The sequence below is a fragment of the Streptomyces katrae genome, from assembly GCF_000966975.1.
Classification (GTDB): domain Bacteria; phylum Actinomycetota; class Actinomycetes; order Streptomycetales; family Streptomycetaceae; genus Streptomyces; species Streptomyces katrae.
Genome location: NZ_JZWV01000083.1, coordinates 12404 through 28750, shown reverse-complemented (window position 1 = coordinate 28750; position 16347 = coordinate 12404). Strand labels below are relative to the sequence as shown.

Genomic DNA, 16347 nt, shown 5'->3' with positions numbered 1-16347 from the left:
GCCCGGGGTGCGGCGGCTCGCCGCGCGGGTGGCCGGGCGGGTGCACGAGGCCGCGCGGCGGTGTCTCGGGCCCGGACAGGGACAGCTCGACCGGGCCGCCTTCGAGGAGCTGTTCCCCTGGCGCACCGGCTGGGCCTCCGCCGTCCTCACCGAGGGCCTGCTCGTCCCCGCCGGCCCCGGCTACCGCTTCGCGCACGAGGAGCTCTCCGACTGGCTCCAGGCCTGCCACCTCGACGTCCCCACCGCCCTCGACTCCCTCGTCCACTCCGGCCCCGCCGCCCCCGGCCCGCCCGTGCCCCGGCACCGGATCGGGCCCGTGCTCGAAGCCCTGCGCAGGCTTCCCGTCCCCGAGACCGGGGAGGAGCTGGCCCGGCTGGTCGACGCCCTGAACGCCTTCGCCGAGGCCCCGCCGGGCGACGTGCACCCGGACCGGGCCTGGTGGGCCGCCCGGCTGCTGCGCGCCACCCTGCTGCACGCCCCCGACGCCACCCCCCACCTGCCCGTCCTGCACGCCCTCGCCGAGCACGTCGCCCGGACCGGGTCGCACGACTTCGGCGGCTGGTTCTGGAACCGGCTCCGGCTGCCCGAGTCCGACCGGCTCGACCTGCTGCGCCGCCTGCTGCCCTCCGACCACCGCTACCTCGAGGCCGCCGGGCGCCGCCTCGCCCGCGCCCCGCAGCTCGTCCTGCCCCTGCTCTGCGCCTGGTTCACCGATGAACGCCGACTGCGCGGCCGCCCGGGAGCCACCGTGGCCACCGCCGCCCAGGCCCTCCTGCACACCCACCGCGGCCTCGCCCTCGACGACCTCACCGAGGCCCTCGTCGACGCCGCGCACCCCCGCGCCGACGAACTGCTCGCCGTCCTCGCCGAGGACGAGCCCTCCGCCCTGTCCCGCGCCGTCGACCGCTGGGCCCACGACGACCGCCCCGGCCGGCGCGTGGCCGCCGCCGCGTACGGACTCGCCACCGCCCCCCACGTCCGCACCCCCGCCGACCGGGAACTGCTGCGCTACGCCGCCGAGGCCCTCCTCGCCCGCCCCGGCGACCTCCCCCTGCACGGCAGCGCCCTCGGGATGCTGCTGCGCGACCCGCAGGCCCGCGCCCGCCACCTGACCGACGCCCTCGACTGCTTCCGCGACCCCGACCGCGGCTCCCGCCTGCCCGCCTCCGCACTCGTCGCGGCGCTGCCCGTACTCCCCGACCTACTCCCCGACCCGGACGCCGTGTTCGACGCCCTGCGCGCCCGCGCGGACGGGGAGGTGCTGCGCGCCCTGGCCGCGCTGACCACCCCGGCGCTGGCCCGCCGCGCCGGCGACCTCGTACGGGAACACCTCGTCCGGCACCCCGAGGACGCCCCGCACGCCGCCGCCTTCGTCGACCGGCGCCTGGAACAGGGCCCGGCCGCCGCACCCGTGCTCCGCCCGCTGGTCCTGGGCCTGCTGCGCTCCGCCCCGCCGACGGTACGGGCCGCGCTGGCCGGCGTACTGGCAGCTCCCGGCACCGAACCCGGCTCCGCGCTGCGGGCCGACCTGGCCGAGACCCTGCTGCGCGAGGAGCCCGACCCGCAGGTGCTCGGCGCCTTCCGAGGACCGGACCCGCGAGCTGCTCCGCCGCACCGGCCGGCAGCTGCTGCGGACCCCGGGCGGGCCCGAGGTGTTCGAGCAGCGCACCGTGGAGCTGGTCCGGGCCGACCCGGTCTTCGGGGCACTGGTGGCCCGCTGGCTCGCCGAGTCCGGGGCGGAGGCCGCGGCGCTGCTCGGGCCGGGCGCCCGCCGTACCGTGGAGACCCTCAGCAGGTCCGCCCCGGACGTCACCTGAGCCGGCCCGCGCCGCGGCACTGCCGGACTCCGATGCGGGGACCGGGCCACCGGCATGGCAGTCTTAGACCTGCAATCGGCAATCCGGTACAGGGACTACAAGGATTCGGGCGAGGAGCGGTCACAGTGCAGCGCTGGCGTGGCTTGGAGGACATCCCCCAGGACTGGGGACGCAGCGTCGTCACCATCGGCTCCTACGACGGTGTGCACCGCGGACACCAGCTGATCATCGGACGGGCCGTGGCGAAGGCCCGCGCCCTGGGCGTGCCCTCGGTCGTCGTGACCTTCAGCCCGCACCCGAGCGAGGTCGTCCGCCCCGGCAGCCACCCGCCGATCCTGGCCCCGTACGACCGCCGCGCCGAACTGATGGCCGGCCTCGGCGTCGACGCGCTGCTGATCCTGCCCTTCACGGCGGAGTTCTCCCAGCTGTCCCCGGCCGACTTCATCGTCAAGGTGCTGGTCGACAAGCTGCACGCGCGCGCCGTCATCGAGGGCCCGAACTTCCGCTTCGGCCACCGCGCCGCCGGAAACGTCGACTTCCTGCGCGAGCTGGGCTCCACGTACGACTACGAGGTCGAGGTCGTCGACCTGGTCGAGCGCGGCGAGGCGGGCGGCGGTGTGCCGTTCTCCTCCACCCTGGCCCGCAAGCTCGTCGCCGAGGGGGACATGGAGGGCGCCGCCGAGATCCTGGGCCGCCCGCACCGGGTCGAAGGCGTCGTGGTGCGCGGTGCGCAGCGCGGACGCGAGCTCGGCTACCCGACGGCCAACGTCGAGACGGCCCCGCACACCGCGATCCCGGCCGACGGGGTGTACGCGGGCTGGCTCTCCGCGGACGGCGAGCGGATGCCGGCGGCGATCTCGGTCGGTACGAACGTGCAGTTCGACGCGACCGAGCGGACCGTGGAGGCGTACGCGATCGACCGCCTCGGGCTGGACCTGTACGGCAAGCAGGTGTCGGTGGAGTTCCTCGCGTACGTGCGCGGGATGGCGAAGTTCGAGTCGCTCGACGGCCTGCTGGAGGCCATCGCCGACGACGTGAAGCGGGCCCGGGCGCTCACCGACGCCTTCGACGCCGCACGCCGCTAGAGGGTATTGCGCAGGAGGGCCCCACCGTCCCGGGACGGTGGGGCCCTCCTGCGTTCTCAGCCGAGCCGCGGATCGCGCGGGGGCTGCCCCGGCTGCTGCGGAGCCGGAGCCGGCGGGGTCTGCGGCCAGGGCTGCCCGGGCTGCGGGTAGGGCTGCTGCCCGTACGGCTGCTGGTACGGCCCCTGCGGCGGCTGCGGCTGCGGCTGCGGCTGCTGGGGCTGGGCGTACTGCTGAGGCTGCTGCTGCGGGACGCCCCACTGCCCCTGCCCGCCCTGCTGCTGGGCCCGTACGAAGTCCTCCGCGACCAGGGCGGAGAGGTTGAAGTAGGCCTCCCGGGTCTTGGGCCGCATCAGGTCGAGGTCCACCTCGGCGCCGGCCGCGAGGTGCTCGTCGAACGGCACCACGACGACGCCCCGGCAGCGGGTCTCGAAGTGCTGCACGATGTCCTCGACCTTGATCATCTTGGCGGTCTCGCGGACCCCGGAGATGACGGTGATCGAGCGTGAGACGAGATCCGCGTAACCGTGGGCGGAGAGCCAGTCGAGCGTGGTGCTCGCGCTGCTCGCCCCGTCCACGGAGGGCGTGGAAATGATGATCAGCTGATCGGCCAGGTCCAGGACCCCGCGCATGGCGGAGTACAGGAGGCCGGTGCCCGAGTCGGTGAGGATGATCGGGTACTGGCGGCCGAGCGTCTCTATGACGCGGCGGTAGTCCTCGTCGTTGAACGTCGTCGAGACCGCCGGGTCCACGTCGTTGGCGATGATCTCCAGCCCGGAGGGCGCCTGCGAGGTGAACCGCCGGATGTCCATGTACGAGTGCAGGTACGGGATCGCCTGGACCAGGTCCCGGATCGTCGCACCGGTCTCGCGGCGCACGCGGCGGCCGAGGGTTCCGGCGTCGGGGTTCGCGTCGATGGCCAGGATCTTGTCCTGGCGCTCGGTGGCGAGGGTGGCGCCGAGGGCGGTGGTCGTCGTGGTCTTGCCGACGCCGCCCTTCAGGCTGATCACGGCGATCCGGTAGCAGGACATCACCGGCGTCCGGATGAGTTCCAGCTTCCGCTGGCGGTCGGCCTCGGCAGCCTTCCCGCCGAAGCGGAAGCCGGACCGGGTGGGCTTGGGCTTCTGCTTGGCACGGATCAGGCGGTCGGAGGACAGCTCGACGGCAGCGGTGTAGCCCAGCGGCGCACCAGGCCCCTGCCCGGCAGGCTGCTGCTGGTACGGCCCCTGCGGCACCGGCTGCGCCTGCTGCGGCGGCACCCCGTACGGCTGAGCCTGCTGCTGCGGGGCCACGGGCGGGAACCCGTACCCCTGCGGAGCCTGGGACTGCGGCGGGACCCCGTACCCCTGGGCCTGCTGCGCGCCCTCCGGCGGGAACCCGTACCCCTGCGGCGCCGCGCCCTGCGGTGCGCCCTGCGGAGCGGCCTGCGGTGCGGCCTGCGGTGCGCCCGAGGCGAAAGCGGGCGGCAGCGGCGGCAGCGCACCACCGTACGGCCCCGGCACGGCGACACCCTCGGCGGGAGTAGCAGTCCGCCCCCCGTCCGCGGCCGGCCCCACACCACCGGGCATGGCGGGAGGGAACCCAGGCACCGCGTCCACGGGCGCAGCGGCAGCCCCCGGCTGGGCGCCCGGGAACCCCGGCACCGAATCCACGGCAGCCCCCGGCTGGCCACCCGGGCCCCCCGGACCCGCGTCCACGGGCGCTGCCGGTGCCCCCGGCAGGCCACCCGCGACCGGACCCGAATCCCCGGCCGCTGCCGGGACCCCCGGCTGGGCGCCCGGGCCCCCGGGCACGGCATCGGCGGGTGCCGCCGACGCCCCCGGCACGTCCTCACCCGGCGCAGCGGGCGCACCCGAGGCCGCAGGGGCGGGGAGACCGGCGCCCGCTGCCGGGGTGCTCTCGCCGAACGGAACCTGAGCGGGTACGACGGGAGCCGCAACCGGCTGCCCACCGTCTGCGGCCGCAACCGCATCGGCCGGTGCGGGGACTCCGGGGCCGCTCCCACCCACCGGCGGCTGGACGCCCGGGAAGCCCGGAACCCCCTCGGCCGGAAGGCCGGGGGCAGCCGGGACACCCTCCGGCGCGCCGGCGGGCTGCTGCCCGCCCAAGGCCCCCTGGCCCGCATCCGCAGGCAACTGCCCGCCCGGGAACGGTGCCCCGGCCTGCGGGGCGGGGACGGCAGCGGCGTCGGCAGGGGCGCTCACACCAGGCTGCTGCCCGCCGGGCGCACCCGCGTCGGCAGCCGCCGGGAACACGGGACCGGCCGGTACGGACAGCGGCGGCACGGTGGGCACGGCGAAGGGCGCGGCCCCCTCCGGCTGCGCAGGCACGGCCGGGGCCCCGGCAGAGGCCCCGGAAGGCGCACCGGCGGACGCGGCACCCCCGGGCGCCGCCCCTGAGGGCACGCCGGCGGACTCCGCACCCACACCCCCGGGAACCGCACCCGAAGGCGCGGCAGCGGACTCGGGACCGGAACCCCCCGGATGCGCGGCGCCCGGGAAGGCCGCAGCCTGGGCACCGGCATCACCGCGCGGCCCCGGCGCGGCGATCCGCATCGTCGAGGGCGAGACCACGTCCGCCTGCCGGTGCGTCCGCCTGCCGGTGGGGCTCGAAGCCACTGCCCTCCGGCAGCCCCGGCACCCCCGCAGCGGGCGCGGGCGGCGGGCTCTGCGTGTACCAGGCCGGCGGGGTGTAGTCGATGGTGAACTCGCCCGTCACATCGGGCTCCGCGTCGGACTGATCGTCCGTCGGGACATCCCACGTCCCGCCGCGCCTCTCGTTCCGATCGCCGCTCACTGATCCTCCTGGTCTGTTGAACACCGGTCAGGCGCCCACCTAAGACGCCGCGCCCGCGCTCAGCCTAATCGCGCTCCGTGCTCGAAAGCCCCGGAGGTCGCGCCCCCACACGTCCTGCCTACAGGCCCCCCGGGCCCTGAGCAACCATCACCGCCCGCCGGGCGGCCACCCTCCCGCCGAAGCGACGCCACCGCATCCGCACCACACCCACACATCCGCCGGAACGCCGCCCGGCCCAGCCCCCGCCTCAGCCGATCCGCCTCAGTCGATCCGCCGCGCCGCCCCCAGGAGCCCGGTCTCCGTCTCCGTCGCCTGCGTCATGACGAACTTCCGGTCCCGCTGCGTGCACCACAGCGTCACCCCGTCCCCCAGCGTCGGCAGCGAGTCCACCGCCCCCCTCGGCAGCCGCATCAGCGCGCCCACCTGCTCCGCCTCGTCCGGGGACACCCGCTGCACCCCCACCAGCGCGGAGTTCCGCAGCAGCCGGGGCGCCGTCGGGCTCAGGTACGGCAGCAGCGTCAGCACCGACTGCCACGGCCCCGCCACCACCCGCCCCCGCGGCGGCCGCATCCCGCAGTCCCGGACCACCAGCACCGGACTGCCCGCCGACGCGCCCTGCGGCGGCACCCGGCCCACCTCGTGCAGGGTCACGCACTGCTGCCCGCCACCGGCCGCCCGGGCCAGCTCGTTCCACACCTGCGGGCGCCCCGTCTCCACCGCGACCCGGGCCCCCGTGGCGGCGGTGCGCAGCGCCATCACCTGGGCCGTCCACAGGCCGCCGATCAGCGTCACCTCGTAGGGGGTGGGCCGGTTCACGCCCAGCACCGCCGGCCGCCCCTCGGCGTCCACGCCGATGACGACCCCGTCGTCCCCGACGGGCACCGCCAGCGCGTCCAGATCCGCCGCCGGCACCACGTGCCGCTCCCGGCGCGGCCCGATCAGCCCGAACCCGCCCCTCACCACACCCGTGCCCCTCACAGCCCCGCACCCATCCCCGCACCCATCCCCATCCCCGCACCCATCCCCGAACCCCTCACCGAGCCCCACCCAACGGCAGCGACGCCAGCAGCCCGGGGACCTGCTCACGGTCCAGCCGCACCAGACCGGTGCGAACCCCCCGGGCCGTCCGCTCCAGCTCCCGGCGGGCCGCCACCAGCTCCTCGTCGCTGCGACCCGTCACCCGGACGTGTCCCGTCAGCGTCACGCCCTGACGCCCGGCCGGGGCCATCGTCAGGCTGAAGTTCGTGGCCAGCGCGGGCAGCGACGTCAGCAGCGCCGCGAACTGCGGCAGCGCCGCCCCGGCCCCGCCCAGCTGCGGCCAGCGGGCTATCCAGTAGGTCGTGTGCCGCCGGTCGTCGCAGCGCCAGGTGCGCGGGGTCTCCTCCGTACGCCGTCCGGTGCTCCCCGACCGCCCCGCCTGCGTGATCGCCATCGGGTTCGCGCACGACGAGGTCGCCAGCGCGCCGGTCAGCTCCTGTTCCGTCAGCACCGTGGCCCGGAACCCCGCCCCGGTCAGCCGGCTCACCAGCTGGTCCGCAGCCCGCACCACGCACCGCTGGGCCCCCACGAGCCCTCCGCCGCGCGCGGCGACGGCCTCGGGGCACAGCTCTGGGTCGAGCTTGAGGGCGATCCACGTCAGCCGCACCGCCGGAGTACCCGTCCGGGCCTGGAGCGGGGCGTAGTTGCGGGCCGCCATCGACTGCGCCGGCAGGTGCGGGGCGGGGGCCGGCTGCGTGTGCTGCACCAGCTGTGCCGACTCCAGCCGGATCCCGTCCACCTCCAGGACGTCCCGGACCGCGGACAGCGGCAGCGGCCGCGCCGTCCGTTCCGGCCGCAGCGCGGTGGCGTCCATGTCGACCTGCACCACCGCCGTCAGGAACGTCCCGTCGCCGACCAGTCCCACCGGCCGCCGGTCCCGGCCCCCGAAGGCCGTCGTCCGCAGCGCCGGATCGGCCTCGACCAGCGGCGCCAGCCCCGGCTCGGTGCCCGCGGGCACGGTGGCGGACGCCGCCCTGCGCCGCCGGGCCCGCAGTGCGAGCACCCCGCCGATCCACTCGGGCAGGGAGCGCTGGTGGCGCCGTACCAGGGCGAGCAGCACCAGCACCAGCGCGCCCGCTCCGGCGGGCACCAGCAGCAGGGGCTCCACGACCCAGGCCACGAGCAGCGCGGCGGCGGCGAGCTGCAGGAGCACGAACTGTTGCAGTCGGAACGGCCCGAAGCGGCCCGGACTGGGCCTCGGATGCGGTGTCACCCCGCCGCGTCCGGTCGTCGCTGCCTCGGCCGCCTGTGGCGCCGTCGCGGTGGCCCCCACTGACGCACCTCCCCAACTCATGGGCGGATCAAGCCCAAGGGCGGATCGAACCCATGGGCGGAACAAAGAAGTCCGGTCACCGTACGGCCTCGGCCGCCCGACAACGGAATCCCCCCACCGATCGCCCCACCCGACACCAGCCGATCCTCCGTCAACAGGCATAGTAGGTCCCCGGTCCGACAACCAGGGCCCGGGGAGCGGCCCCACCGACCGGGCCGTGCGGGGAGGAACAGGCGGTCATGGCGTCACGGCGCGACGAGCTCAACGCGTACACCTTTGCGAAGCGGCGCACGGTGGCCGCGTTCCTCCAGCCTTCCGCCACCGGAACCGAGGAGGGCGCGCCCCGGCCGCTGCGCACCGTGCTGCCCGGCGTGGTCGTCGGCGCGCTCCTGGTGGCCGGCTTCGGCGCCTGGGGCATGTTCAAACCGCAGGCGCCCAAGGGCTGGGACGAGCCCGGAGCCATGGTCATCGTCGGCAAGCAGTCGACGACCCGGTACGTGGTCCTCACCACCAAGATCAACGGCAAGGACCAGACCCGGCTCCACCCCGTCCTGAACCTGGCCTCCGCCCGGCTCCTCCTCGACCCGCAGAAGTCCAAGGTCGTCCAGGTCGACGACAAGCTCCTCGACGCCGGAAAGCCCCCGCGCGGCCCCATCATCGGCATCCCCTACGCCCCCGACCGGCTCCCCGCGAAGGCGGACGCCGCGAAGGCCAAGCGCTGGGCGGTCTGCCAGCAGCCCGGCGGGAATAACCGCGGCGTGCAGACGGCCGTGTTCGTCCTCGCCGACCGCGAGGCGGGCCTCATGGACGACGCGCACCGCACCACCGACACCCAGGTGCTGTACGTGCAGAGCACCGGCGGCGCCAAGGAGCGCTTCCTGGTCGACTCGGCGGGCACGAAGTACAAGTTCCCCGAAGGCCGGCCCGACTCCGGAACCCTGACCACGGCCCTCGTCGGCACCGGGGCCACCCCCCAGCCGGTCACCGAGGAGTGGCTGGCCACCCTCAACTCCGGCGACGACCTCGGCTTCCCCCAGCTGCCCGGCACCCCCGGCGCCCCCGCCTCCGTCCCGGGGCTGGGCAGCGCCGAGAACCGGGTCGGCATGGTGGTGACGGCCCAGACCGGCTCGGGCACCCAGCCCTACGTCGTCCTGCCCGACCGGGTCGCCCCGGTCTCGGAGTTCGTCGCCTGGCTGCTGATCTCCGCCCCCGCCACCGACGGCCTCAACATGCACGGCAAGGCCCGCGAGGTCGACCTCCAGTCCCTGAACCCCGACGCCACCGCGTTCAAGGACGACCTCCGCTGGCCCCGCAAGCGCACCGCCCAGGTCAACCGGGTCGCCGCCGCCCCCGGCTCGGCGCCGTCCGGCGAACAGCGCGACACCGTCTGCAACGTGCTGCGTTCCGTCGACTCCCAGGGCAGGCAGACGCTGAGCACCTGGGCCGGGACCGGTTTCCCCGTCGACATCTCCGCCAGCGGCTCCAGCGCGTACGTCACCCCCGGCACCGGACTGCTCTACACCCAGGTCCAGGGCCGCCAGGCCAACGCGGGCGGCGCCCTGTTCCTGGTCACCGACACCGGTCTGCGCTACGCCGTGCAGGCCAACGGCGACAGCGACGCCGAGCAGTCGAAGATCGGGGCCCCCGACCCGCAGGCCCCGGGCGCGGCCGGCGACGGCCGGCCCGAACCCAGCCAGGCCCAGGTCCGGCTCGGCTACGGCGGGATCGTCCCGGCCCCGGTGCCCATCGCCTGGTCGGAGTTCCTCTCCAAGGGGCCCCGCCTGGACACCAACTCCGCCCGCCAGCCCCAGGGTTCCTGAGTGAGGAGACCGGCCGTGCCCCAGCCCTCCCGTGCCGCCGCCCTGCCCCTGGCCGCGCTCGCCCTCGCCCTCCTGGCCGCACCCACCGCGCAGGCCGCCCCCGCCCTGGGGCCGGCCGGCGCGGGCGAGTGCACCTTCCCCATGAAGAAGCAGATCGCCGACCGCCCCTGGGCCCTGCAACGCCTCACCTTCGACGCCCTGTGGGCGCAGACCAGGGGCAAGGGCGTCCGCGTCGCGGTCATCGACACCGGCGTCGACCGCGCCAACCCCCAGCTGGCCGGCGCCCTCGACGCCGGCGCGGGCCGGGACTTCCTCGACCCCAAGGGCGGTGACGGCACCACCGACACCGTCGGCCACGGCACCAAGGTCGCCGGACTGATCGCGGCCCGCCCCCAGCAGGGCACCGGCTTCGTCGGCCTGGCCCCCGAGGCCACCGTCATCCCCATCCGGCAGAACGACGGACAGGGCAACGGCAACGCGGCCACCCTCGCCCAGGCCATCGACCACGCCGTGGCCAAGGGCGCCCAGGTGATCAACATCTCCCAGGACACCGACGCCCCCCTGACCGCCGACTCCGAGCTCGCCAAAGCCGTCCAGCGGGCCCTGGACGCCAAGGCCGTGGTCATCGCCTCGGCCGGCAACGACGGGCTGAGCGGGGAGAAGCGCAGGACCTACCCGGCGGCCTTCCCCGGAGTCCTCGCCGTCGCCTCCTCCGACCGCAACAACGAGCGGGCCGCGTTCTCCCAGCCCGGCGACTTCATCGGCATCGCCGCCCCCGGAGTCGACATGGTCTCCACCGTCCCGGGCTTCGGACAGTGCATCGACAACGGCACCAGCTTCTCCGCCCCCTACGTCGCCGGCGTCGCCGCCCTGCTGCGCGCCAAGCATCCGGACTGGAGCGTGCAGCAGGTGGTCTGGCAGATCCAGAACACCGCCGAGCGCTCCGTGAAGGGCCGGGACGACTACGTGGGCTGGGGCGTCGTGGACCCCGTACGTGCGCTCACCCAGGACCGCGAGCCGCCCAGGCCCCCCGTCCCGGACCCGGGCCCGCCCCCGGCGGCCGCGCCGCAGGCCGTGCCGCTCCCGCTCACCGAGACCGCCCAGGAACGCGACGAGCGGATCGGCACGTACGCCCTGGGCATCACCGGGCTGCTCATCGCGGTCATCGCCGTGACCGCCACCGTCGTGCGCGAGGCCCGCCGCCGTGTTGGGCGTGTCGGTCGAACTGACTAGAGTGGCCGCAGGCTTCACGACTGTGATCGGGGGAGGGCGTGAGGCAGAGGGGGAACTCCGTTGTGCGCGGCTCGAATCCGCGCCCGGACGATCCGCTCCGCCGCGCGATCCCCCGCTTCGGCCGGGGAATTGAGAAGTGAGGAGCTTCGGATGACTACCAATTTCGGACTTGCCGACGATCCGGTCGTCAAGGCGGCCAACAAGATCTCCGAGACGGGCGACGCGGTGTCCCGCCAGGCGCGCGAGCTGGCCGACATCCTGGCCACCGCGGCCGCGGGCTGGACCGGTGTCGGAGCCGATGGGTTCAAAACGGCCCAGGCGCAGCTGAACGAGGACCACGACGCGATCCGCCGCCTGCTCCGCGTGCTGCACCACGCCGTGTCGGAGACCAAGAACCTCACCAACGCACAGGACGAGGAAGTGCACCAGGTGTTCACCCAGTTCCAGAAGTCGGGCCTCGACAGCCTCTGAGCCGTCCGCCCCGCACGCCAGCCGAAGGAGAAGAGCATGTCCGGCAACAACGACGGCCACACCCGGGTACGGTACGAGAGCGTCCAGCAGATGGCGGACCGCATCCGCGTGGTCTCCAGGAACATCCTCAAGGACCTGGAGGAGATGGAGTCGGCCGTGAAGGTCGTCACCGACACCTGGGACGGTGAGGCGCACACCCAGTACCTGGACCTGCAGAAGAAGTACCACGCACGCGCCGACCACATGCAGAAGAAGCTCGAGGAGGCCGCCCGCCTCATCGAGCACGGCAAGGGCGCCTACCGTGCCACCGACGTGAAGGCCTCCCAGCTGTTCACCGAGGCCTTCTGAGCCCCACGGCTCACCACACACGGCATACGAAGAGGGGGCGCGCCCGCACCGGGCGCGCCCCCTCTTCGCACGGCTCCGGCAGCCCTCAGGTGAGGTCGAACTCCCCGTCGCGGGCCCCGAGCACGAACGCCTCCCACTCGGCCGCCGTGTAGCGCAGCACCGTGTCACGGTCCAGGGACGACCGCATCGCCACCGCGCCCTCGGGCAGCTTCGCGATCTCGACCCGCTCCTCGTCCGGGCTGGTCCCGGGCGGGCCCTGCCACTCGACGTCGCTGATGTCGAGCGCGTACAGCTCGTCCTTCTCCTGCTGCGTGCCCATGATGCGGCCCTTCCCGTCGGTCGTGCGGTCCTGCTGGGTCTTCGCAGCCGATTATCTGCGAGCGCCCGCCGCCCGGGGCCGTTTCCGCCGTAAACGAAACCCCGGGCTCCGGCCACGCCCCGGACGCGCGGGCCTACAGCCCCGGCATCCGCCCCAGCTGCACCAGCGAGGTCCCGCGCCGGCGCGAGACGTAGTGGCCGCGGCCCGGAGGCATCGGCCGGGGCCGGGCCGAGCCGAGCAGGTCGCCCTCGGACGGATCGCCCGACAGCACCACGCCCTGCGCCCCCAGCTCCTTGATCCGCTGCATGAACGGCTCGTACATGGCCCGCGAGGCCCCCGCCGAACTCCGCGCGATGATGAACCGGACCCCGGTGTCGCGGGCGAACGGCAGGAACTCCACCAGCGGCGCCAGCGGATTGCCCTGGCTCGTGGCCACCAGGTCGTAGTCGTCGATCACGATGAACACGTTCGGGCCGGTCCACCAGCTGCGGTCCCGCAGCTGCTGCGGGGTGACGTCGGTGGGCGGCTGGCGGCGCGAGAACACCCCGGCCAGCGCCTCCATGTGCGTCTGCAGGGAATTCGCCATCGGCGCGTACTCCAGCAGGTGCTCCTCCGGCAGCGCCCCCAGCAGCCCGCGCCGGTAGTCCCCGACCACCAGTTTCGCCTGCTCCGGGGTATACCGTTCGGCGATCTGCCGCGCGATCAGCCGCAGCAGGTTCGTCTTGCCGGACTCGCTCTCGCCGAACACCAGGAAGAAGGGGTCCGACTCGAAGTCGACGAACACCGGCTCCAGCGCCGTCTCGTCGATGCCGATCGCGATCCCGCGCTCCGGGAACTCCCCGCCCTTGGGCAGCTGGTCGGCGTGCAGCAGCCGCGGCAGCAGCCGTACGCCCGGAGCCGACGGACCCGTCCAGCCCGCCCGGACCGCCGCCACGAACTCCGCCGTGCCCTCCGAGACGCTCTCCGCCTCGTGCGAACCGTCGACGCGCGGCAACGCGCCCAGGAAGTGCAGCTTCTCCGGGACCTGCCCGCGCCCCGGCATCCCCGTCGGCACGTTCGCCGCCACCCTGCGGTCGAACTCGGAGTCCATGACGTCACCGAGCCGCAGTTCGAGCCGCCCCAGGATCTGGTCCTTCAGCGCGGCCCGCACCTCCATGTACCGGGCCGCGGTCACCACCACGTGGACCCCGTAGCCCAGACCGCGCGAGGCCACGTCCGTGACCACCTGATCCAGGCCCTCGTACTCGCCGCGGAAACCGCCCCAGCCGTCGACGATCAGGAACACGTCCCCCCACGCCTCGCCCGGCAGCTCGCCCGCGGCCCGCCTGCGCCGGTAGGTGGCGATGGAGTCGATGCCGTTCGCCCGGAAGAACTCCTCCCGGCGGTCCAGGATCCCCGCCACCTCCGCGACCGTACGCCGCACCCGCTCCGGGTCCAGCCGCGAGGCGATCCCGCCCACGTGCGGCAGCTCCGCCACCGCCGACATACCGCCACCGCCGAAGTCCAGCCCGTAGAACTGCACCTCGCGCGGGGTGTGCGTGAGCGCGAACGCCGAGATCAGCGTCCGCATCAGCGTCGACTTGCCCGACTGCGGGCCGCCGACCACCAGCATGTGGCCCGCCGCCCCCGAGAAGTCCCGGTAGAGCACCTCGCGCCGCTGCTCGAAGGGCTTGTCGATCAGCCCGAGCGGCACCACCAGCCCGCCCGGCCGCGTGTAGCCCTCCGCGTGCAGCCCGCGCTCCGCCGACGGAGCCAGCGCCGGCAGCAGCTGGTCCAGCGACGGAGCCCGGTCCAGCGGCGGCAGCCACACCTGGTGCGCCGGCACCCCCTGCCCCTCCAGCCGCCCCACGATCACGTCGAGGACCGTGTCCGCGAGCGCGTCGTCCTCCCGCTCCGGCTGCGCCGCCAGGTACGCCGGGTCCGGGGCCGCGTACACCACCGGCACACCGGCACCGGAGCCGCCGTGAACAGCACCGGCCGCCGCTCCACCGGGAACGGCCCCACCGACAGCTCCCGGCCGCCCGAGCGGTAGACGCCCGAGACGTACGCCGCCTTGAACCGCGTCATCTCGTCCGTACCGAACTTCAGATAGCCCGAACCGGGCACCGACGGCAGGTGGTACGCGTCCGGCACGCCGATCGCCGTCCGCGACTCCGCCGCCGAGAAGGTCCGCAGACCGATCCGGTACGACAGGTACGTGTCCAGACCGCGCAGCTTGCCCTCCTCCAGCCGCTGCGAGGCCAGCAGCAGGTGCACGCCCAGCGAACGGCCGATCCGGCCGATCTGGATGAACATGTCGATGAAGTCGGGCTTCGCCGTCAGCAGCTCGCTGAACTCGTCGATCACCAGGACCAGCGAGGCCAGCGGCTCCAGCGCCGCACCCGCCGCGCGCGCCTTCTCGTAGTCGTGGATGTTCGCGTAGTTGCCCGCCGCGCGCAGCAGCTCCTGCCGGCGCTGGAGCTCCCCGCGGATCGAGTCGCCCATCCGGTCGACCAGCGTCAGGTCGTCCGCCAGGTTGGTGATCACCGCCGCGACGTGCGGCATCTGCCCCATGCCCGTGAAGGTGGCACCGCCCTTGAAGTCCGCGAGGACGAAGTTCAGCGTCTCCGACGTGTGGGTCACCGCCAGCCCCAGCACCAGCGTCCGCAGCAGCTCCGACTTGCCCGAACCGGTCGCGCCCACGCACAGCCCGTGCGGGCCCATGCCCTCCTGCGCGGCCTCCTTCAGGTCCAGCATCACCGGCGCGCCGTCCTCGCCCACACCGATCGGCACCCGCAGCCGCTCACCGGCCGACCGCGGCCGCCAGGTACGGGACACGTCGACCGAGGCCGCGTCGCCCAGGTTCAGCAGATCCGTGAAGTCCAGGTTCGCCAGCAGCGGCTCGTCGTCGTCCCCGCCGCCCGTGCGCAGCGGTGCCAGCTGCCGGGCCAGCGCCTCCGCCGCCGGCAGCGACAGGGTGTCCGGCACCCCCTCGTACGCGACCCCCGCGCCCGACTCCAGCCGCAGCCGGCCCGGCCGCACCACGACCGACAGCCCGCCGCGCGGCTCGTCCAGCTCGCCCGCGACCACCTCGACGACGGTCACCCCCTGCAGCCCCTCGGCCGCCGCGAACACCGAGTCCGGCGGCACGAGCCCGCCGTCCAGGACCACCACCAGGTGCGGCTGGTCCAGCACCGGCGACACGTCCCGGCTGAACCGCGGCCGCCCCTCCAGCCGGGACCCCAGCAGTCCCTCCAGCTCGCCCAGGTCATCGCTGAACAGCCGCTTCGTGCCGGCCCCGTCCACCTGCCCCGGCACCTGCGTGTGCGGCAGCCACTTCACCCAGTCCCACGCCGGCACCGCCCCCGGCGCCGCCACCACGCCGACCACCAGGTCCTCGGGGGAGTGCAGCGTCGCCAGCTGCGCCACCATCGCCCGCGCCGCCCCGCGCGCCGACTCCGCCTCCCCGGACACCGTCACGTGGTAGAACGCCCGCACCGACACCGCCACCGGCAGCCCGTCCAGCGAGGAGTGCACCTTCAGGAAGCGCTGCATCGCCCCCGCCGTCAGCGGCTCCAGCTCGTCCACCGGCGCCGTGTCCGGAGCCACCAGCGGCGTCGCCAGCGCCTGCGCGCCCAGCCCCAGCCGGGCCTGCCCGAAGTCCGCGTCGCCGACCCGCCGTTCCCACAGCCGCGAACCCTCCGCGACCACCGACCACAGCTGCTCGGGAGCCGGGTGCAGGTACAGCTGCGCGTCACGCTGCGCCCGCGCAGTCCTGCGCACCTGACGGCGCGTCTGCGCCAGGTACTTGAGGTAGTCCCGCCGCACATCGGCCATTTGCCCCTGCGTACCGCGCCGGTGGCGCACCAGCTGGGCTATGACCATGCCCACCGTGGACACCAGCATCAGCACGCCCATGATCCGCATGAACGGCGCCGCGCCCGGCATGAAGAAGAACACCACCGAGGAACCCATGCCCAGCATCGGCAGGAGCTGCATCAGCATGCCCTCCTGCTGCCCCCGCGGCAGCTCCGGCGGAGCCTCCAGCCTCAGCTCCTCGGAAGGCACTTCGGGTGGCAGCGACCGGGGCGGGCGCTTGACGACGATCTGGCTCACCGGAGCATCAATCCCTCGAAAGCGGACGGGACGCCGCGACCGCCGCCCCCAACTC

General features: G+C 74.6%; 10 protein-coding genes and 1 pseudogene. 5 read left to right on the top strand and 6 right to left on the bottom strand.

What is annotated here, in order from left to right; all coding sequences use genetic code 11:
- Window positions 1–1942 precede the first annotated feature (1942 nt).
- Window positions 1943–2902, top strand: a complete 960-nt coding sequence (locus tag VR44_RS04555) for a bifunctional riboflavin kinase/FAD synthetase (RefSeq protein ID WP_094191425.1) — start codon at window positions 1943–1945, stop codon at window positions 2900–2902.
- Window positions 2903–2958: 56 nt separating this feature from the next.
- Here VR44_RS04555 and VR44_RS46835 read toward each other — a convergent pair whose 3' ends face one another.
- The 4 genes from VR44_RS46835 to eccE all read right to left on the bottom strand — a co-directional run bounded on the left by VR44_RS46835 (window position 2959) and on the right by eccE (window position 8027).
- Complete coding sequence (locus VR44_RS46835) at window positions 2959–5325, bottom strand: MinD/ParA family ATP-binding protein (protein WP_425424484.1); 2367 nt, start codon at window positions 5323–5325, stop codon at window positions 2959–2961.
- Between the two features lie 97 nt (window positions 5326–5422).
- A complete protein-coding gene (locus VR44_RS04545; RefSeq protein ID WP_045946042.1) occupies window positions 5423–5695 on the bottom strand; it encodes an SCO5717 family growth-regulating ATPase in 273 nt (90 codons plus the stop codon).
- A gap of 261 nt (window positions 5696–5956) precedes the next feature.
- Window positions 5957–6655 (bottom strand): hypothetical protein, encoded by a 699-nt coding sequence (locus VR44_RS04540; protein WP_342669295.1) that lies wholly within the window; start codon window positions 6653–6655, stop codon window positions 5957–5959.
- Between the two features lie 73 nt (window positions 6656–6728).
- Entirely contained in the window at window positions 6729–8027 is a 1299-nt protein-coding gene (gene eccE / locus VR44_RS04535; RefSeq protein ID WP_384753744.1) for a type VII secretion protein EccE, read from the bottom strand.
- 218 nt (window positions 8028–8245) lie between these two features.
- On the opposite strand from eccE, the gene eccB reads away from it, so the two are divergent.
- The 4 genes from eccB to VR44_RS04515 all read left to right on the top strand — a co-directional run bounded on the left by eccB (window position 8246) and on the right by VR44_RS04515 (window position 11878).
- Complete coding sequence (eccB, locus tag VR44_RS04530; RefSeq protein WP_045946041.1) at window positions 8246–9826, top strand: type VII secretion protein EccB; 1581 nt, start codon at window positions 8246–8248, stop codon at window positions 9824–9826.
- A gap of 15 nt (window positions 9827–9841) precedes the next feature.
- Window positions 9842–11059 (top strand): type VII secretion-associated serine protease mycosin, encoded by a 1218-nt coding sequence (gene mycP / locus VR44_RS04525; RefSeq protein WP_045946040.1) that lies wholly within the window; start codon window positions 9842–9844, stop codon window positions 11057–11059.
- A gap of 150 nt (window positions 11060–11209) precedes the next feature.
- Complete coding sequence (locus VR44_RS04520; RefSeq protein WP_045946039.1) at window positions 11210–11530, top strand: WXG100 family type VII secretion target; 321 nt, start codon at window positions 11210–11212, stop codon at window positions 11528–11530.
- A gap of 36 nt (window positions 11531–11566) precedes the next feature.
- Window positions 11567–11878 (top strand): WXG100 family type VII secretion target, encoded by a 312-nt coding sequence (locus VR44_RS04515; protein ID WP_045946038.1) that lies wholly within the window; start codon window positions 11567–11569, stop codon window positions 11876–11878.
- A gap of 85 nt (window positions 11879–11963) precedes the next feature.
- Here the strand turns inward: VR44_RS04515 and VR44_RS04510 are convergent, their stop codons facing one another.
- On the bottom strand, window positions 11964–12197 hold the full coding sequence (locus VR44_RS04510) for a DUF397 domain-containing protein (RefSeq protein WP_007266914.1): 234 nt from the start codon (window positions 12195–12197) through the stop codon (window positions 11964–11966).
- Between the two features lie 133 nt (window positions 12198–12330).
- Window positions 12331–16292: pseudogene (gene eccCa / locus VR44_RS04505) on the bottom strand (type VII secretion protein EccCa).
- Window positions 16293–16347: the final 55 nt, after the last annotated feature.